13 protein-coding genes are annotated in these 20,989 nt (G+C 45.8%); 10 read left to right on the forward strand and 3 right to left on the reverse strand.

What is annotated here, in order from left to right; genetic code table 11:
- The first annotated feature begins 77 nt into the window (after window positions 1-77).
- Window positions 78-398 carry a flagellar biosynthesis anti-sigma factor FlgM gene (gene flgM / locus A3K86_RS07070; RefSeq protein WP_068329754.1) on the forward strand — a complete coding sequence of 107 codons (321 nt, stop codon included), beginning with the start codon at window positions 78-80 and terminating at the stop codon, window positions 396-398.
- A gap of 38 nt (window positions 399-436) precedes the next feature.
- The gene (locus A3K86_RS07075) at window positions 437-865 is read left to right on the forward strand and encodes a flagella synthesis protein FlgN (protein WP_068329757.1); all 429 of its coding nucleotides are present in this window, start codon (window positions 437-439) and stop codon (window positions 863-865) included.
- A 9-nt stretch (window positions 866-874) separates the two neighbouring features.
- On the opposite strand, the gene A3K86_RS07080 is transcribed toward A3K86_RS07075, so the two are convergent.
- A complete protein-coding gene (locus A3K86_RS07080; protein ID WP_068329760.1) occupies window positions 875-1,165 on the reverse strand; it encodes an ArsR/SmtB family transcription factor in 291 nt (96 codons plus the stop codon).
- 161 nt (window positions 1,166-1,326) lie between these two features.
- On the opposite strand from A3K86_RS07080, the gene A3K86_RS07085 reads away from it, so the two are divergent.
- The gene (locus A3K86_RS07085) at window positions 1,327-2,247 is read left to right on the forward strand and encodes a permease (protein ID WP_068329763.1); all 921 of its coding nucleotides are present in this window, start codon (window positions 1,327-1,329) and stop codon (window positions 2,245-2,247) included.
- 434 nt (window positions 2,248-2,681) lie between these two features.
- Complete coding sequence (locus A3K86_RS07090; RefSeq protein WP_068329766.1) at window positions 2,682-4,625, forward strand: methyl-accepting chemotaxis protein; 1,944 nt, start codon at window positions 2,682-2,684, stop codon at window positions 4,623-4,625.
- Between the two features lie 85 nt (window positions 4,626-4,710).
- Here the strand turns inward: A3K86_RS07090 and A3K86_RS07095 are convergent, their stop codons facing one another.
- On the reverse strand, window positions 4,711-6,201 hold the full coding sequence (locus A3K86_RS07095; protein ID WP_068329769.1) for a YfcC family protein: 1,491 nt from the start codon (window positions 6,199-6,201) through the stop codon (window positions 4,711-4,713).
- Window positions 6,198-7,553: a M20 family metallopeptidase gene (locus A3K86_RS07100; RefSeq protein ID WP_068329772.1), complete on the reverse strand. Its 1,356-nt coding sequence runs from the start codon at window positions 7,551-7,553 to the stop codon at window positions 6,198-6,200. The genes A3K86_RS07095 and A3K86_RS07100 overlap by 4 nt, the downstream gene beginning before the upstream one ends.
- A 371-nt stretch (window positions 7,554-7,924) precedes the next feature.
- Between A3K86_RS07100 and ycaO the strand changes: the two genes are divergently transcribed.
- The 6 genes from ycaO to A3K86_RS07130 all read left to right on the forward strand — a co-directional run bounded on the left by ycaO (window position 7,925) and on the right by A3K86_RS07130 (window position 20,896).
- A complete protein-coding gene (gene ycaO, locus A3K86_RS07105) occupies window positions 7,925-9,682 on the forward strand; it encodes a 30S ribosomal protein S12 methylthiotransferase accessory factor YcaO (RefSeq protein ID WP_068329775.1) in 1,758 nt (585 codons plus the stop codon).
- Window positions 9,683-10,161: 479 nt separating this feature from the next.
- Window positions 10,162-11,022: a formate transporter FocA gene (focA, locus tag A3K86_RS07110; RefSeq protein WP_068329777.1), complete on the forward strand. Its 861-nt coding sequence runs from the start codon at window positions 10,162-10,164 to the stop codon at window positions 11,020-11,022.
- A 60-nt stretch (window positions 11,023-11,082) separates the two neighbouring features.
- On the forward strand, window positions 11,083-13,359 hold the full coding sequence (gene pflB / locus A3K86_RS07115) for a formate C-acetyltransferase (protein ID WP_068329781.1): 2,277 nt from the start codon (window positions 11,083-11,085) through the stop codon (window positions 13,357-13,359).
- A 421-nt stretch (window positions 13,360-13,780) separates the two neighbouring features.
- Complete coding sequence (locus tag A3K86_RS07120; RefSeq protein WP_068329784.1) at window positions 13,781-15,397, forward strand: response regulator; 1,617 nt, start codon at window positions 13,781-13,783, stop codon at window positions 15,395-15,397.
- Entirely contained in the window at window positions 15,394-19,716 is a 4,323-nt protein-coding gene (locus A3K86_RS07125) for a transporter substrate-binding domain-containing protein (protein WP_068329787.1), read from the forward strand. The genes A3K86_RS07120 and A3K86_RS07125 overlap by 4 nt, the downstream gene beginning before the upstream one ends.
- A complete protein-coding gene (locus A3K86_RS07130; protein ID WP_068329790.1) occupies window positions 19,697-20,896 on the forward strand; it encodes an EAL domain-containing response regulator in 1,200 nt (399 codons plus the stop codon). Before A3K86_RS07125 ends, A3K86_RS07130 begins: the two co-directional genes overlap by 20 nt.
- Window positions 20,897-20,989: the final 93 nt, after the last annotated feature.

Consider the following 20,989-nt stretch of genomic DNA (forward strand, 5'->3'; position numbering starts at 1 on the left):
TTGGTGCTAAAGTTATAATTATGTCCGCCGATAGCACCACTGTATAACCAGAGTATTTTGTTCAAAGGGTTAATTTAATGGCTAGTATCGATCAGCTCCGTACCGGACAACCCATCCCGGCAGCGCGCAGCAATCAAGCGAAAGCAGGCAACACGGCTTCAGAGGCGTCTTCGTCAACTGAAACGTTAGGGCCGCGCGTACAAAATGATGCCGTATCCCTTAGCTCACAAGGAAAAGCAGTGGGACAACTTCACCAACAGCTAGCTGCTGAGCCAAGTTTTGATAACGCGAAAGTAGCAGAGATTAAACAAGCCATTGCCGATGGCTCGTACAAAGTGGATGCAGATAAACTGGCATCAAACATGATGAAATTTGAAGAAGAACTACGCGGTATTTAACGAAGTTAAGCGCCGAATAGTCACACTGGTAGTTTTTGATGTCTCACACCATAGAGCAATTGCTGGAACTTCAACAGGCCACCCTGCAATCCCTTGCCCGCCTATTAGAGCAAGAAAAAGGGGCGATTGTGTCACGCCAGTCCGCTGAAATAGAAAGGTTGGCGAAAGACAAGCTGAACCTGATCAATAGCATTCAGCAACAGGATCACCTGATTGCCAGTCACGCTCAGCGTCAACGTCTCACCGAAGAAGCAGAGCTCACCGCTGCCGTCGATAGCATTAAAGCCACTGCTGAAAAATGCAAAGAGCTTAATGAAATTAACGGTGAAGCTTTACAGCGCGCACAACTAAGCTTTCATAAGCTCAACAACCTATTCCAACAAAGCCGTGGCAAAAACCAAATGACCTACAACAGCGAAGGTGCAGCCCAAAGCATTCGCTCACTCGGTACCAACCTCAAAGCTTAAGCCACCTACTTACTGACGGCTACAGCACTCATCTTGCAGAAAATCAATCACTTGTTGTAACGCATCGAATTGCGGCACGCAATATAATGTGCGCCCCTCTCGGTGCTGTTTAACCAAGCCTGCCGCCACCAAGCTCGAAATATGGTGCGAGAGCGTCGAACCTGGGATCGACAGCTCTTGCTGAATATCCCCGACTGCTAAGCCCTGATGACCCGCCTTAACTAAGTGTTTAAAAATTTGTAGCCGCGTCGGATGGCCCAGCTCTTTCAATGCTTTGGCAAACTCTTCAATTGCTTCCATTTTTCTTCCTCATCACGCAGGAATGACACCATTTTAGTGCCCACTTTCACTTCAATATTTCGATAATAGCAGAAATATTTTTCTCTCGGTATCTTGACTCTACAATCTTGTGAATCTATATTTCGAACATTCTAGAAATATAGATCAATTGGAGAAACTCCATGAGCCCTGAATTTGTCAGCATGGCAAAAGAAACCGCAGGCATGTTTGCCTTCCTTGCCGCCGAGTTAACCGTACTATTTTTAGTGATCAGCTACTTTGTCGGTATGTTGCAAGAGTACATCTCACCCGCAAAGATCCAGCAGATCCTGAGCGCGAAAAAAGGAAAAGGCTACATCATTGCCGCCTTCCTTGGCGCCATCACCCCGTTTTGCTCATGCTCGACTATCCCATTTTTGAAAGGTCTGCTTCGAGCAAAAGCTGGCTTTGGCACCATGATGGTATTTTTGTTTGCTAGCCCGTTATTGAACCCAATTATCATTGGCTTATTCGTGGTGACCTTTGGTATCAAAGTGACAGTGTTTTACTTCACCATCGCCCTTGGGGTCTCGATCATCGCTGGCTATAGCCTTGAAAAACTTGGCTTTGAACGTTATATCAAACCATCGGCATACGAGGCACCTAAACCAAGTGGCTGTGGCTCAAGTTGCGGTAGTCGCCCTGTTGAAAATAAATGGCGTAGAGTATGGCGCAGCACTTGGTCTGACTTTAAGAAGGTATTGCCTTACTTAATTGGTGGTATTGCGATTGGTTCGATGATTTACGGCTTTATGCCTACCGAATGGGTCGCTAGCGTTGCGAGCAGTGATAACTTATTTGCAGTGCCTGTTGCCGCTGTGATTGGTATTCCGCTTTATATTCGCGCTGAAGCTGTGATCCCACTAAGCGCAGCACTCGCCGCTAAAGGTATGGGGTTAGGCGCGATCATGGCATTGATCATAGGTAGCGCGGGAGCAAGCTTAACCGAGGTGATCCTGTTGAAATCTATCTTCAACAACAAGATGATTGCCGCTTTCTTAGTCGTGATCTTAGGCATGGCAGTAAGTGCTGGTCTGCTATACCAAGTGATTTTCCCAGCCTAAGCAGAGGAAGAGATGCTAATTAGGGTAGAGAGAGCAATCCTCTACCCTTTGCTTATGTTCGGTCAGTGAAGTTTGAGGAACTTTCACTCATTACAGACAAATCACGTATACAAAACATGCCGACCCGATATCAAAGCTACCGATAAAATACTGTTAACTAGAGCACAAACTGGATACTAAGCCCAATAGGTAACTTTACTCATATGAACAACATAAATAGCGACATATCGAATAATTAATATTATTAATAAATATTAAGAACAATGAATTATTGGTATAAGCCGTGATCTTATTTAAATTAATATTTATTTTTTGCGCTATAAAAGCTGCTACTAAAAATTAGTTCTAATAGATATAATTATCGGCAGTAATTAATTGAGAGGGTCAATTAATTTAAGTTATCCCTTCACGAATATTAGAACTATAAATTAATCATGCTTAATACTATTAAAAACCTACCGTTGCGGATTTTATTATCCCTATCATCGGCTTTTGCGATTTTATGTTTTGTTATAACAATCTTAATTAGCCAAAGCTTACTATCTGATGTAGAAGAAAATACCAATACCGTAAATAACTATATTTCTTTTAATGCCACACTAAAAGAATTTCAAGATTTACAAGATGTTAGCCGCATGGCGGCGATCTACGGCCTTGGTTTCTACGATCGTCTAGACAAAATGGTTGCCACTAACGATGATAACTACATCAAAATTCAACAAAGCTACAGTGCATTAATTAAAGCCGATAATATTGCGCTAACGCCTGACGTTAAATCTGAACTTGATAAATTTATTCGTAACTTTAATCAATATTCTATTGAGTCACAAAAAGTTCGTCAGTATCGTCAAAATATCAACGCAATTTATGACGCGACAAGTTGGATTACTAACGATATAAATGAAGCTGACAGCGTTATCGCAAATAGCCGTAATGACAAAGATTTAGAGCTATGGACAAATAAACTATCTGATATTTCAAACATCGGTGGTTTAATGTTGTTTAATATTGCTGAAGGTGTAAAGGGTCAAAATAGTGACGCCACACGTAAAGCATTAGAGCAAACACGCTTGATGATCGAAGAGCTAAAACCGTTCCGTCAATGGTCAGAAGCCCAAACGCTAGTTAACCACGCGAATGAGTGGGAACAGCAAGTTAGCCAAATTATCGCCCTTGATGCGCAAAAAGCACAGGCGGTAACAACTATGATTGCCTTGGGTAATACCAACACCGATATCATTACGGGCCTAACTAAAGATGCGGTAGCCCACACAGAAGAGCTAGCCAACCGCTCACACGAGCTACTTGACTCAGTAGGCTCCAGCCAGATCTTTGCATCGACTATCGCAATCATCCTGTCGATGGCGATCAGTCTGCTACTTGCCAATGCAATCAGCAACCTAATGCAAAACCTTTACCTTGCGGTGAAATCACTGGCAGAAGGTAACCTAACATCACGCTCTAATATCAGCGGTAAAAATGAGCTAGGTAAGCTTGGTCAAAGTCTTGATGATGCGATTGCTCAGCTAAGCCAAACCATCCGCGCGCTTCGTGGCATGGGTGATGAAGTGGCAACCTCATCTACCGAGCTGGCAGCGGTTATGACCCAGAGTGAAGTCAATGGCCGCGAGCAACAACAGCAAGTAGAGCAAATCACCACAGCAGTGACTGAACTTTCTGCGGCGGCGTCACAAGTTGATGGTTACGCAAAAACAGCCGATGAAAGTGCCCAGCAAGCGCTTCATATGGGCGCTGAAGGTGCCGCAATTGCACAGCAATCTCGTCAGCTATCTCAAGAGCTTACCGAGCAGCTAAACGATACGTCTGCGCAAGTAATGGATTTGAACGAGCAAAGCCTGAAAATCAGCGAAGTGATCACAGTGATCGACAGCATTTCAGAGCAAACCAACCTACTGGCACTGAACGCAGCGATTGAAGCGGCACGTGCTGGCGAAAGTGGTCGTGGTTTTGCAGTAGTCGCCGATGAGGTTCGTGTCCTTGCCGCTAAGACCCAAGAGTCAACGCAGCAGATCCAAACTATTATCGATCAGCTGCAAAGCAAGTCTTCAACGGTAGTAACCGCTGTAAACGACAGCTTGGATAAGGTTAACGAAAACAACGAAATCGCTGAGCAAACCAGCCTTCAGCTTGAATCGATTACTCAAGCACTACGTGATATCAGCCAAGTGAACGGTGATGTAACGTCATCTGTTGAAGAACAAAGCCGCGCTATTACTGACATTACGCAGAACATCAACAACATCAACGATATCATTAGCCAGAACGTGGCGGGTATCAGCCAAACAGCCGAGGCAAGTGGTCACCTGTCGCAACTGGCAGAGAACCAGAAGAACCGCCTGAGCGAGTTCGAGGTATAAGCCTCTCTTCATTGCTATCGCAAAACAAAAGCGGTGTACCTAGGTACACCGCTTTTTTATTACTTGTCAGTCACAAGTGAGAAGCTTAGAACGCTGCGCCCATAAATAGCACAACGATGGTTGCCACAAACACAATCACTACGAATGGCATTACCCATTTGAGGAAACGCTCGTAAGGGATTTTCGCGAGTGCCAAACCAGCCACCAAGTGACCTGCTGTTGGTGCGAAGATGTTGATCCAACCACTTGCTGATTGGTAAGCCGTGATGATCAAGTCACGACCAATACCAGAGAAATCAGCCAATGGCGCCATTAGCGGCATAGATACCGTCGCCAAACCAGAGGTTGATGGGATAAAGAAGCTAAGCACGATATGTACAAGGTAAGTCACGATAACAAACACGCCAGATGACAAGCCTGTTACCACACCTTCAGCCCAGTTCAAGATAGTATCGATAATGATACCGTTATCCATCACCACGTAGATACCACGCGCCACAGCCACAACCAGTGCAACACCAATCAGGTCTTTCGCCCCTTCCATGAAGGTACGGATGAAGTCGCCTTCTGACATGCGGTTGATCACTGCAATCACGATTGCCGCAGTCAAGAACAGAGTTGAAAGCTCATCGAACCACCAGAACAACGTTGGGATTGCGGTAATGCCCATGTCTTCCCACGGAATAACACCGTAGATCATGATCAAGAAGGCACCGAAGAACACGCTCATAGTGAGTTTTTGTTTCGTCGTAAACTCACCAGTGTCTTCTTTCATGTGCGAGAACTCGTCATCGAATTCGATATCCGCAAGCACAGAAGCCGATTTATCCGCTTTTACTTTTGCGGCATAACGCATCACGAACCAAGACGCCAATGCAATCAAAACAACCAATTGCACCACACGTAAGCCGATACCGTCACCGATAGGTAAGCCAGCAAAGCCAGATGCAATACCGGTTGCGAATGGGTTCACGGTTGATGCCAGTACCCCAACACCTGAGCCAAGCAAGATGATACCGGCAGCAACCATACGGTCATAACCTGCCGCTGCCATTACTGGCAAGATCACCGCCCAGAATGCCACGGTCTCTTCCGCCATCCCGTAAGTCGAACCACCGACCGCAAACAGCGAAATCAGCACAGGGATCAGCATTTGTTCGCGACCTCTAAACTTACGAACAATCGCTGCTACCCCAGCATCCATCGCACCAGTGCGCATGGTGATAGCCAAGAAGCCACCGATCACCAATACGAATAGCGCCACGTCTACCGCACGGTGGAAGCCTTTGATTGGTGCCATCAAGACATCAATCACGCCTTGTGGTGACGATTCCAACTCTTGGTAAGTACCCGGAATTGGCAGTAGTCGCTCACCGCCGTCGTAGTCCAGCACTTGTGCGGCTGGGATCACTTGGTCAGTGCCACTCACTATGTAGTCGTATTTACCTGCTGGCATGATCCATGTCAGCAAGGCAACCAAGGCGATAATAATGAACAAGATGGTATACACAGTTGGCATCTTGAACGATTTTTTAGCCTTAGCGGGTTGTTGGCTATTGTCTGTTGCCGTTGTCATAACTCTACTCCCTGTAGCTTATAGATGGCATGTGCGTAGACATTCATCGCTTTCAACATGTCATCTATGATGAGGTATTCATTTGGCATGTGTTCTACTTTGTCGCGTCCAGGGAAAATCGCCCCGTAAGCAACACAGTTAGGCATAGCGCGTGCGTAAGTCGCACCGCCTGAAGTCATTGGCTTACTCTCGGTGTCGCCGCTGATCTCTTGGTACGCTGACATTAAGCTTTCAATGATTGGGCTATCTGCTGGCAAGTACAGTGACGGCAATACATCAAACTCTTCGTATTGCAGATCGTACTGCTCAGTCACTGCTTTAATATCGGTGTCGTAATCTTCTTTACTGAAAGTCACAGGAACACGGATATCGATACCACATTGGCTGTGGTTTTCATCAATGGTGAGTTGGGCAATATTGAAAGTTAGGCGACCGCTGACATCTTCAATCGAGCCAAAGATCTCGGTGGCATTGGCATCCTGACCAATTTGCTCAGCAATGAAGCGAACCATTGGGTGCTCAACACCGACCTTCGCCATTGCCATACACAAACGAGCAATCGCATTGACCCCTTTGGTATCAGATGACGCTGAGTGCGCCGCTTTACCAAACACGGTCAACTCGTCATCTTCACAACTAAAGTCAAAGCCCAGTTGATCCAACGCCGCAACAAGCTCATCGAGAAGTGGGCCTTGGTAGCGTGCTAATTCAGGCACTGCATTTAATGCACCACCGCATTCCAATGCGACGTCCACATCACCCGGTCCTTTAAGGTAAGATTGGATCAGCATTTTTTCAGCATGGATCAATGGGAACGCTGAGTCTGGTGTAAAGCCACACTGTGGGATTTCTTCTTTTTGGCAGTAGCGATCAATACAACGCCATAAAGTTTCTTCGTCTGTACCGAAGATAAAACGAACACGCTTGTTTAACTCAACACCGCAGGCCATCAAGGCTTTTACTGCAAACATCGCAGCAATGGTTGGCCCTTTGTCATCTTGGGTGCCGCGGCCATAAATACAGCCATCACGAATTTCAGCGGCAAATGGTGGAGAATCCCATGCTGACTCATCGCCAACAGGCACTACATCAAGGTGCCCTAACACCCCGATCATTTGCTCACCTTGACCAATATCGGCATAGCCGTAGTAGCCTTCCGGATCCTTATAGGTGGTAAAACCCAAAGTCTCACAATAAGCCAAGGTTGCAGTTAAACAGTCATCGATCGGTTGACCAAAAGGTGTGTTGCTATCATCGTCTTGGTACACACTCGGCATCGCCACCAAGTGTTGCACCGCTTGAATATAATCTTCGCGTAAACCGTCAATATACTGTGCAAGTTTCTGTTTCATCGTATCCCTCGTTTTTATGTCGAGGTATCGTCCACTTATCTGCATACATCCCAGTAAGCAGCATATTACTTCGACAATTAGTTATATGTCAGCACAAGACTCGAACTGACTTTAATATAGCCAAATCATTCTGCTACAAGCCATTTTTGCATTCTGTGACAACTTTCACTCAGCCAACATTTTGGATGAGATAAGCGTCAAACTGTTTATATTTCCCTCATTAAAATCCTCTTGCTGCTTTTCAAAATCTTGCTAAACACAAGGAAAAATGTGGTCGTCATCACCAAACACTGAGTAACACTTAATAGCTTTAACTCTCCTATGTAGTCGGTATAATCGCGCGCACTCAACAGCGACAAGAAATCAAAATAATGAAAACATTTATCCCAGGTAAAGACGCCGCGTTGGAAGAGTCCATCGAACGCTTCCAAACCCAACTGAAAAACCTTGGCTTCAACATTGAAGAAGCGTCATGGTTAAACCCAGTACCAAATGTATGGTCAGTGCATATTCGTGATGTTGATGCACCGATGAACTTCACCAATGGTAAAGGTGCAACCAAGAAAGCGGCGCTTGCTTCTGCGCTGGGTGAATACTTTGAACGTCTGTCAACCAACTACTTTTACGCTGACTACTACCTTGGTGAGCACATTGCCAATAGTGAGTTTGTCCACTACCCCAATGAAAAGTGGTTTCCGTTTTCAACCGAAGATAACTTGCCGCCAGAAGGTCTGCTGGACGAGCGTCTCGCTCAGTTCTACGATCCAACCCTAGAGCTGCTTGCAACCGATATGGTGGATCTGCAATCAAGCAATATGGAACGCGGTGTGTGTGCTTTACCGTTTGAGCGTCAAAGCGATAAAGAAACGGTTTACATCCCGATGAACATCATTGGTAACCTGTACGTTTCTAACGGTATGTCAGCAGGTAATAACCGTACCGAAGCTCGCACCCAAGGTATGTCTGAAGTTTTTGAGCGTACTATCAAAAACCGCATTATTGCTGAGCGCATTAGCTTGCCAGCGATCCCGGCTGAAGTGATTGCTCGTTTCCCTGGTATCAAAGAGTCGATTGATACCCTAGAAGCTGAAGGCTTCCCGATTTACTGCTACGACGCTTCACTTGGCGGTAAATACCCAGTGATCTGTGTCATTCTGTTAAACCCTAGCAATAACACCTGTTTCGCTTCGTTCGGTGCTCACCCTCGCTTTGAAGTCGCGCTAGAGCGTACCGTTACCGAGTTACTACAAGGTCGCGGCCTAAAAGATTTGGATGTTTTCCCTGAGCCATCATTCGATGACGAAGAAGTGGCGGATCACCATAATCTTGAAACCCACTTTATTGATTCATCAGGTTTGATCTCGTGGGATATTTTTAAAGACGACAGCGATTACGATTTCGTTGATTGGAACTTCGAAGGCAGCTCTGAGCAAGAGTTCGCTCACCTACTGAAAATGTTCCATGATGAAGGCACTGATGTATACATCGCCGATTACGATCACCTCGGTGTAGATTGCTGTCGCATCATCGTACCGGGTTGGTCTGAGATCTACCCTGTTGAAGAGTTGATCGAAGCCAACAATAACGTCGCACTGGAGTTGCGCGAAACCTTGCTTGCACTGCCAAGCGTAGATTGGGATGCCGAGCAATACGCTGAAATGTACTCAATCTTAGAAGAAGAAGGGTTCGACGACTTCAACCGTCTATACGAAATCATCGGTTTAGTGCCGCAAACGGGCGATGCATGGCAAACCCTACGTATTGGTGAATTAAAATGTCTACTTGCCCTTGCGGGTGGCGATTTAGAGCTTGCACTGGAATTTGCAAGTTGGTGTGTTGATTACAACGTTTCCACCTACTCACCAACTCGTTCGCAGTTCTTCCGTTGCTTGGTTGCGAGCCTGAAACTCGCTCTTGATGAAGAGCGCGATCCAGCACAATATAAAACCGTGTTTGAACGTATGTTTGGTCAAGAAACTGTTGCCGCTGCTTGGGGCTCAATCGAAGGTACGGTTCGCTTTTATGGTCTTAACGCGGGCGATCTAACAATGGAGCAATTCCCTGCTCATCAAAAGCTATTGAACTCGTATCATAAGCTACAGCGTGCCAAGGCTGAACATACCAAATAAGCATTAGCTTATGTAATGCCTACGCTGAATCCATAGCGCAAAAACAATATAAAAGGCTGATAACTCATGGGTTGTCAGCCTTTTTTGTTTGTGAAAATTACATGCAAACTGAAACTTTCATAAAGGATTTAGGCTTTTAGAAACAGTCGGTTAACATATTTTGAAAATAAATGAGAATAAGTCCTAAAATCAACCCAGCCTTATCGCCAGATAAAAACAGCTATCCCATTGATAAACAACAGTTAAGTATAAAGTGTAAAATTCACCTTACGACCTGAAAAAAAATTACATTAAAATTTTTTTAGCGTTTATCAAAAAAATTATATCAAACAAAAACAACAACTTAGGTTTGTATGACATATAACAAACCGACCAAATTTGTTATATAATTTCACCGCCATGATCTGCATCAACTTTTTGCCTCCACCCATTTGGTATTATCCAACCAGCAAAAATTTGAACCTTATAAGAGCATTCCTGTGAAGACTGAAAACAACCCGTTTGACGCTCTCATGCCACCAGCTATGGCGCACAAAGCCGAAGAAGTTGGTGTCTACAAAGCAACGAAGAACCCTCTACAATCCTTCTTCCTTGCTATTACTGCTGGCGTCTTTATTTCCATCGCCTTCGTTTTCTATACTACGGTTACAACTGGCGCCGGCGACATGCCTTGGGGCATGGCAAAATTTGTCGGTGGTATGGCTTTCAGTCTTGGTCTTATTCTTGTTGTTATCTGTGGCGGTGAACTATTTACCTCATCAGTACTAACAACCGTGGCTCGCGCAAGTGGCCGCATTACAACACTTCAACTTTTAAGAAACTGGGGAGTTGTCTACCTAGGTAACTTCTGCGGTGCTATCTTTTTTGTAGCCTGCATCTGGATTGCACAACAACATATGGGTGCAAACGGCCAATGGGGCATCAATGCGATGAAAATTGCGCAACATAAACTGCACCATACTTTCGGTCAGGCCGTAGTGTTAGGTATGCTATGTAACCTAATGGTATGTCTTGCAACATGGATGACATTCTCATGTCGTTCAGCAACTGATAAAATGATGGTTATGTTGCTACCTGTTGCTATGTTCGTAGCAAGTGGTTTTGAGCACAGCATCGCAAACATGTTTATGATTCCGATGGGCATCGTGATCCACTCTTTTGCTAGTCCTGAGTTCTGGACAGCAGCGGGTGTTGACCCATCGCAATTTGCAGATTTAACGGTAAGTCATTTCGTATTCAACAACCTGATCCCAGTTACCATTGGTAACATCATTGGTGGTGGTTTCTTAGTTGGCATGACTTATTGGATTATCCATCGCCGTCCTGAGCTACGTAAGTAAGCCCTAGACGTCGATAACACGATTATTTTTTCTACTGAATAGAATATAGGTAGGTATACAATGGCAGAGCAATTTGCTAAAGCTTGGGAAGGTTTCGCTGCGGGCGAATGGCAGAACGACGTTAACGTTCGTGACTTCATCCAGAAAAACTACACCCCATATGAAGGTGACGAGTCTTTCCTTGTAACTGAAGGTACTGAAGCAACTAACAAGCTTTGGGATCAAGTTATGGAAGGTATCAAACAAGAAAACAGCACGCACGCGCCTGTTGATTTCGATACTTCTGTTATCTCTACCATTACTGCGCACGACGCAGGTTACATCAACAAAGATCTAGAGAAGATCGTTGGTCTTCAAACTGAAGCGCCACTAAAACGTGCAATCATGCCTAACGGCGGTGTACGTATGATCGAAGGTTCTTGTAAAGCTTACGGCCGCACTCTAGATCCTCAAGTATCTAAAATCTTCACTGATTACCGTAAAACGCACAACCAAGGCGTTTTCGATATCTACTCTCCTGATATCCTAAAATGTCGTAAGTCTGGTGTTCTAACTGGTCTTCCAGATGCATACGGTCGTGGTCGTATCATCGGTGACTACCGTCGTGTAGCACTATACGGTATTGACTTCCTAATGAAGGACAAAGCAGCTCAATTCCATTCTCTACAAGAGAAACTGGAAGCGGGTGAAGACCTACAAATGACGATGCAGCTTCGTGAAGAAATTCAAGAGCAGTACCGTGCACTAGGTCAAATGAAAGAAATGGCAGCGAAATACGGCTGTGACATTTCTGAGCCAGCACAAACAGCTCAAGAAGCTATCCAATGGGTATACTTCGGTTACCTAGCTGCTGTTAAATCTCAAAACGGCGCGGCAATGTCTCTAGGTCGTACTTCGACTTTCCTAGACATCTACGTTGAGCGTGATATCGCTGCTGGCATCATCACTGAAGAACAAGCTCAGGAAATGATCGACCACTTCGTAATGAAACTACGTATGGTTCGTTTCCTACGTACTCCTGAGTACGATGAGCTGTTCTCTGGCGACCCAATCTGGGCAACAGAATCTATGGGTGGTATGGGTGTTGACGGTCGTACGCTAGTTACACGTACTAACTTCCGTTTCCTAAACACGCTATACACTATGGGTCCTTCTCCAGAGCCGAACATCACTGTTCTATGGTCTGAGCAACTACCTGACGGCTTCAAGCGTTTCTGTGCGAAAGTATCTATCGATACTTCTTCTATCCAGTACGAAAACGACGACCTAATGCGTCCTGACTTCAACAACGATGACTACGCTATCGCTTGTTGTGTATCGCCAATGGTTATCGGTAAGCACATGCAGTTCTTCGGTGCTCGTGCAAACCTAGCTAAAACTCTTCTATACGTTATCAACGGCGGTGTGGATGAGAAGCTGAAAATGCAAGTTGGTCCTAAGACTGAGCCTATGATGGACGAAGTTCTAGACTTCGACAAAGTATACGCAGGTCTAGACAACTTCATGGATTGGCTAGCTAAGCAATACGTGACTGCACTAAACGCAATCCACTACTCACACGACAAGTACAGCTACGAAGCTGCACTTATGGCTCTACACGACCGTGACGTACGTCGTACTATGGCTTGTGGTATTGCTGGTCTATCTGTTGCTGCTGACTCACTAGCTGCTATCAAGTTCGCTAAAGTTAAGCCAGTACGTGATGAAGACGGTATCGCAATCGACTTCGAAATCGAAGGCGACTACCCTAAATTTGGTAACAACGACGCTCGCGTTGATGACATCGCTTGTGAACTTGTTACAACCTTCATGAACAAGATCCGTAAGCTTGAAACTTACCGTAATGCGATCCCTACTCAGTCTATCCTAACTATCACTTCTAACGTGGTATACGGTAAGAAGACTGGTAACACGCCTGACGGTCGTCAAGCAGGTGCTCCGTTCGCACCAGGTGCAAACCCAATGCACGGTCGTGACGAGAAAGGTGCTGTAGCATCTCTAACTTCAGTAGGTAAACTACCGTTTGCTGATGCGAAAGATGGTATCTCTTACACCTTCTCTATCGTGCCTAACGCACTAGGTAAAGAGCAAGATACTCAACGTTCTAACCTTGCAGGCCTAATGGATGGTTACTTCCACCACGAAGCTGGCATCGAAGGTGGTCAACACCTAAACGTGAACGTTCTTAACCGCGAAACTCTAGAAGACGCAGTTAAGCACCCAGAGAAATACCCTCAGCTAACTATCCGTGTATCGGGTTACGCTGTGCGTTTCAACTCTCTAACTGCTGAACAACAGAAAGACGTAATCGCACGTACTTTCACTGAGTCTCTATAATTTAGACCCAGCTTAAGTTGTGATAAAAGCCGACCTTAGGGTCGGCTTTTTTATATCTGCCATTTCTCTCCAACAAAATCACTTAGCGTTTCGCTGCTTTATAAAACCAAAGTGATGAAGCGATATTTTTACCCACCAATAAACAGAACGACAGACCATATAATTTAAATATAGATGATTTCACTGTAGAAATCCGGCAATAAACCACACGATATACTGAATGGCATTTTGTTTATTGCCAAAATCATAACTCTCACTTATCATCTGCCAAAAATCATCCCCTGCACCAATGCCATTTAAGGATGAATAACGCTCGACCATAATATTGAGCTATCGGCATATACCAGAATAGGTATACGTTTCAGGGTCATATCGCTATTTTTATGCGGAGCGTACTCACGCTCGTAGGATAATATGATTCATGCGGCAAGATAATACGGTACTTGTTGTTGACGACTGCACCATCATCCAGCAAACCACTAAACTGATCCTTCAAAATTGCGGTTTTAATGCGGCGAATATCCATACCGCAACCAATGCTATTGATGCTATCAAAGCGTGCCAAACCACCAGCTTTGATATCCTATTTATTGATTTCAACCTCGGTCATGGCAGTACAGGCCTTCAACTGCTTGAACACCTGTCACGTCAGCAATTGCTGACGCATTCACCTATGGTATTTGTGATCACCGCTGAAGATTCCACGCCAGTCTTTATGGGGTTTGCGGAATATGAACCCGATGATTACTTAATCAAGCCTCTACGCACTGATGCGTTACAGCAGCGCTTACAGGCAAACTTTGCCCAGCGTCAGCTTAATCAGTTAGTACAAGCGAGCTTTAAAGAAGCCGGCGTAGCAGGCGCTAAAGCCGCACTGCAACAAGCTAAAAGTACCAAATCGTTTCGTCAAGCCATCACCGCACTGTGTAAACAGTTGATGCTATCTGGCGAGCACAGTACCGCTATTGCCCTACTTGGCAATTTCGTCACTAAACACCCGTATTTACCTGCACAGTTATTGCTGGCTGAGCTTTACCTCCAACAGCAAGAGTTAGTAGCCGCTCAGCAAATATTGCAGCAACTGCGAGAGCAACATCCTAATCATCTACAAGTGTTAGAGCTGAGTGCCAAACTGGCACTACAAAACCGTCAACTGACCGAGGCGCTTAATTACTGGCAACAAGCCCAGCAGTTGAGCTACACCAATCTCGAGCGTCAATTCACCCTGTTTTGGCTGATCATGACCACTCGCTCAGAGGCTTTCTTCACGCGTTTACGCGAAGCTTGTGTGCAAATTCAGCACTCGATTTGGGATCAGCCGCGCTACCATGCACTGTTATTCTGGGGACAGATAGAACAAGGTGTCCAGCATAAGAAAACATTGGAAAGACAGTGGCTTGCTCAAACCCAACAAAAAGCATTATCGCCAGAAGAGCGTGGCTATATCTGGGTATTAAAAGCACTCCAAGCAACCAAAAGTGATGATGCCTTTACCGCTTACCGTTACTTACAACAGCCAGAGCTTCAACTAGGTAAAGAGTTACTGACCACAAGTTTTGAAATCAACGTCTTGCTGCACAAAGTGTACAGCGAGCTGAGTATGACCATGCAAAAGCAAGCCTGCTTACAACGCTTACAGCAGCTGATTGCTAACGAAACGAATGCGACTCACCGTTTACTCAAGCAACACTGGCTTGCACGTCACATTTCGCTCCACCAGCAATTAGCCAACGACTATCAAGACGTAGCACAACTACTGGATAGCCCAGCGAAAAAAGATAACGGACAAACTTTATTGGAATTGTGGCCGCGCTATCGCTTCGATAGCAGAATTGCTAAGCAGCTTATTGAGCTATTTCGCCAAAACTTATTGCCGATCAGCCACCAACAACGTGAATTCTTGATGGAAGCCCGTTGGACATTTGAAGCGCAACCTGAGCCACCTCAGTGGTACCAAACATTGCGTCAATCGGATGAAGCTTTCCATACCCCAGTGCAAAACATGACAACGAAGGCAACAGGATCTCAGCCAGCATGATAAAACGTTTCTTATGCCTATTGTTGTGCTTGGCACCGCTTGCAATGGCAAACACCACCAAAACCACGAGTGCGATTAACACTCAAGCAGGCACTGCTGTACCTAAAAAAGTACTTCGCATCGGTTATCCAGGCTTTGATTGGGCTCCCTTTACTTATGTTTCAGAGCGGGGCCATATTTCAGGGTTACTCCCTACCCTAATGTACGAGATCGCCAAAGCCAGTGGCTACACCACACAAACCATCATTTACCCTACCTTTGATGACGTACTGCGTGGTTTTCATAACCGAGAAATTGATGTTTTAGTCGGGGTATCATCCACCTTTGAGCGTAAAAAGGTGATGCACTTTAGCCAACCTTTATTGGTTGTGCCTATGGCGGTGTTAACCAAAAATCCAGCCATCAATAGCGTTCAAGATATGGGTAAAAGCCAAATTGCCATCGAGCAAGGCTTTGCGATCCAAGAACAATTGGCACAACTCACAACGGTGCCACTAAAGTTACAGACCTACCCTTCAAGCCACGATGCATTCAATGCTGTCATCAGTGATGATGCTGCCGCTTACATTGGCAACGCCATCACCATCAAAAACATGATGTCGCATCAAGAAGATCAATCTGCGCTGCAACTTAAAGAGTTGCCTGACCTGCCTTATGAGCGTTTATACCTTGCGAGTCATCGCGAACAAGTGCCATTGATCAACGAACTTAATCGTGGCTTGGAATCGCTCAATAAACATCTGCTCAACAATATTCTAGATACTTGGCTAACAACCTCACAGCAACGCTATCTCACTATCGACAGTAAGCTGAACTTATCTGAAGAAGAGCGTGAATGGTTAGAGCACCACGACACACTGAAAGTGGCTTATCACCCAGATGATTTCCCTTATCAATTCCGCGCTGCCAACGGCAAAATGGAAGGGATCAGTGCAGATATTCTGGCGGAAGTGGGCAAGTTGTTACAAGTTTCCATCACTCCGGTACCCATGACGGCGTTGAATAAAATTTTACCCGGGCTCTCCAGTGGTGAATTCGATGCGATTGCCGCTGTAACCTGTACCGAAGAGCGCCAGAGCTACTTCTTGTGCACCCAGCCTTACACTGATGAAAGCTGGGTGATGATCGACAATGCCAACCAAGCTGATTTCACCGCCGAGAGCCGAATTGGGGTACTCGAAAACCGTTACGGCCATGCTCTAAGTCGTGAACTCTTCAAAGACAACCCTTTATTCTTTTTTGAAAGTAACGAAGAGCTGTTACGCGCAACGGTTACAGGCGATGTTGATGTGGCGATCATCTCGCTATCGAGCGCGTCATCACTGCTTCAAAACGATTTTCTTGGTCGCTTAAACATCATTGAAAGTGAGCTGGATAACCATAACCACCCTGTTGGTATGGCAGTCGATAATAATAATCCAGTCTTGCGCGAACTGCTCAATAAAGCCATTAACGCTATTCCACCGCACAAATTCAGTGAGATTGAAAACCAGTGGCAAACTGTTACCGTGCATGAAGGTATCCCTTACAAAAAATTGTTGTTGTGGGGCACCTTAATCACTGCGGTATGTAGCGCTATTTTTGCGTTTGTGATGTATTCCAACCGCAAACTCAGCAACGAGATCAAAAACCGTAAACAAGCGGAACAAAAGCTCACTTACCTCACCAACAACTTTGATGGGGTTTTACTGCAACACTACCAACGTAGTGACGATCCTAGCGATATTGAATTGCTGTTTGTCAGTGAAAAAATCTATGAGCTTGTGGGTATTTCAGCAGCGAAATTGTTCGCCAGTCCGGGGCTGATTTTCCACCTTCTTAAACAGCGCCGTGACAACGCCGCTATCCTTGAAGCCATGAAACAAGCCTGCCACAAAGGCTATTGGAAAACAGAACTGCAACTAGAAAGTCATGGCAGCCTTCACCGCTGGGTCGAGTTACGTTGCCATATTTTACCTCGCGAGACAGGCTGGCAGTGGAATACCGTGATGCTCGACATCACCCACATGAAACAACAACAGCAAGAGCTTGAAAAAGCGCGTCAGCAAGCAGAAGCCGCAACCGTGGCTAAATCACGTTTCTTGGCAATGATGAGCCATGAAATTCGTACCCCGATCAGCGGGGTACTCAGCCTACTCGAACTGTTACAGCCACACATTCAGCATCAAGAAGCGAAAAGCATTCACAATAGCCTAACGCAGTCAGGCAATAACCTACTCAACATCGTGAATGACGTATTGGACTTCTCGAAAGTTGAAGCTGGCAAACTCACCCTCAGCCCTGCCGCTTGTGAGATGAATGACTTTATCCACCAGTTGGTTCAGCCACATTTGGTGCATGCCGAACAAAAAGGCATTGGCTTCCAGTTATGGGTTGATCCTCAACTTGCTCAAGAAGTGCAAGTCGACCCATTACGCCTACGCCAAGTGCTCAATAACCTACTCAACAACGCCACCAAATTCACCGAATCAGGTCATATTGGGCTACAAGTTGAGGTTATGCGCCAACCGTCAGAAGACGCGTTCGATCCACAACAAACGATTCGCTTCACCGTCGAAGATACGGGTATAGGTATTAGCCAAGCAGACACCAGCAAGCTATTCCAACCTTTTGAGCAAGCCGATCTTAGCAGCGAGCGTCGCTTTAGCGGCACAGGATTAGGACTGTCTATTTGTCGCCAACTGGTACAGCTGATGGGTGGTGAAATTCATGTTGAAAGTGAATTGGGCAAGGGGAGCCAGTTTATCTTTGAGCTAGATTGTCCGGTACTCACTCCAGCCAAACCACATGCACTCATTGAGCGTTGTGCCCTGATCAACTTGCCACAGCAGAGCTACCCGATCCTACACGGTTATTTAGCTAAGTGGGCAAATGAGGTAAAAGCGCTAAGTGTTTTCGATAGCGCACAGCTGCTCACTCAGTTACAGCAATCCAAGCCAGAAACCGTCTTTATCTCTGAATACGATTATCGTGCCTTAGAATTAAGTCCAACGTGGATCACCACGCACGCGGCCGATCTTAATTGGGTGCTATTACGTCAGGCGACCTTGCTCTCTCCTGAGCCAACAGCGGCGGGCTGGGTATTATCGGTTAGCCCTCTGATGCCAACGCATCTTCAGCGCGTACTGACAACACCGAAACCAGAAGTAGCACCAAGCTCTTTAGTAACATCGGATGTTAACGTTAAGAGCAATCTCGATAATCTCGATACGCATACCCACTTGGCTCTAGAGGAAGCATCTTCAATAAACGCTAACGCAATCAAGCCATGTGCGATGAAACCGTACAAGATTTTGGTCGCGGAAGATCACCCGATAAACCAGCAGATCATTGCTCAGCAGCTCAAACAGTTAGGCTATCAAGCAGAGATCATGGATAACGGTCAACAAGCTCTGAATGCGCTTCAACAGCGCGACTACGATCTGCTGCTTACAGACTGCCACATGCCAGAGCTTGATGGTTATGGGTTAGCAAGTGCCGTTAAGCAACACGGTTTTACCACCACCACAGGTGAGCGACTGCCGATCATCGCGCTAACAGCTAACGCAGCCGCCAGCGAGAAAAACAACTGCAAGCAAAATGGCTTCGATCAGTGCTTGTTCAAGCCTATCAATCTTCAACAGCTTGATGATGTGCTCAATCGCTGGCTCGCACCTCATATCAGTAATGAAGCAAGCGATGAAAACTCAGCTTTAGACTCAGAAATACTCTCGCCACTCGACATGCTAATGGCAGATGATATGAGCCTGCTTGAAGCTGAACCAACAGACCTAGACACTGAATTAGGCACCGAATTAGACGCCGATTTAAACGATTGGGACTTAGGTGATTTTGTTGGCGAAGATGATCTTACTGATGAAACAGTTAAAGAAAGCGTCGTTACTTCTGCGGTGCCACTTAGCAATGAAACTAGCACTACCCCAGCTCCAGCGAACACCACTGCCAATATGAATGACAATGTCATTGATATGGTAGCGCTAAGTGGTATTTTCGGCGATCCCGCCATGTGTCAACAAATTGTGATGCAGTACCACGAGGCATGCTTAAACGACGTCGATGAATTACGTCAAGCGGTAAGCAGCCATAACCATGAAGCCATTCGCTTGCTTAGCCACCGAATGAAGGGAGCGGCACGCATGGTTGAGTTTCAAGCCCTCGCGACAGCGTGCGAACATATGGAGCAATTCGCGCTACAAAGCGCCGCAGCCATTACACCATCAGCCAGCAACACCATTACAAACCAACTGCTGGTAATAGAACAACATATAACGAAACTTGGAAAACAAGTCATAAGCCTAAATGAAAGTATTACTCATTGAAGATCATGCCTTTCAACGTCAAGTGATGGTTACTCAGCTTAACCATCTCTTGACGGGCATTGAGGATGAAATCCAAACCGCCTACTCGGGAAAAAATGCGCTCGATATTTTAACCCACTATCATGCCGATCTGCTGCTGTGCGATCTCAACATGCCAGAAATGGATGGGATCAGCTTCTTGCGGGCAATGGCCGAAAAAAAATTCACTGGGGGTGTGATCATCACCAGTGCCACCAGCTACGATGTTTTACGCTCGGTCAGTAAAATGTGTACCACCTACAAGCTCAACTTACTTGGTGCACTCAGCAAGCCGGTTCAGTTATCAACACTGGCGGAATTACTGCAAAACGCGCGTGAGCTTCGTGCGCACCCCAGCTCTATCCCCGCCAAATCTTTACCAAGAGACTTGGTGTGCCGCTCGATGTTAGATCAGGCCTTTCAGCAACAATGGTTGCAACCTTTCTTTCAACCGATAGTGGATTTAAAAACCGGGCAATGGATTGGCAGTGAAGCCCTTATTCGCCTCAACCACCCCGAGGCTGGGCTACTATCACCTTCAACCTTTATGCCACAGCTGTGTGAGCAAAACCTAGATACCGAATTAACCCTCTACATCTTGGGCTATATCCTCAAACACCAACCTTGCTTTGACGACACTCGCATAGCGATTAATATCACCTCAGGCACCTTAAGCTCGCCAACATTTGTCGACCAAGTATTACAGCTGGCGCAAACCTACACAGGTTTACCCGAGCAAGTGTATTTCGAGCTTACTGAGTCTGACATGGTGAAAGATACAGGGCGGGCACTCGAAGCCGCCTCCCGACTAGGCCTGCATGGCTTTACCCTTTCGATTGATGATTTCGGAACTGGCTTTTCATCTCTTAAACAGTTGGAAACCCTACCGTTTGAGTCGCTAAAAATTGATATGGGCTTTGTTCGCGCCATTGAAACCAGCAATACCGCCTTCGCGATTGTGGAGTCTTGTCTGTTTCTTTGCCGTCGTCTTGAGCTAACCGCGATTGCCGAAGGCATCGAAACCCATCATCAATGGCATACCTTACAAACCTTAAATTGTCATCGCGCTCAGGGCTATTTTATTGCTCCACCCATGCCAGCCACCAAGCTCAACCAATGGCATAAGGAATGGCAGCAAAAAGTAACTCAATTACAAGTCTAACGGATAGTAGAGCAACAAACTGCTGATTAAAAAGCCAAAGACCTTACATTTTTCGCGATAATTTTGCTGCGTTCACCTGCCTTTTTGTAATAA

The sequence above is a fragment of the Photobacterium jeanii genome (assembly GCF_001650345.1).
GTDB lineage: Bacteria > Pseudomonadota > Gammaproteobacteria > Enterobacterales > Vibrionaceae > Photobacterium > Photobacterium jeanii.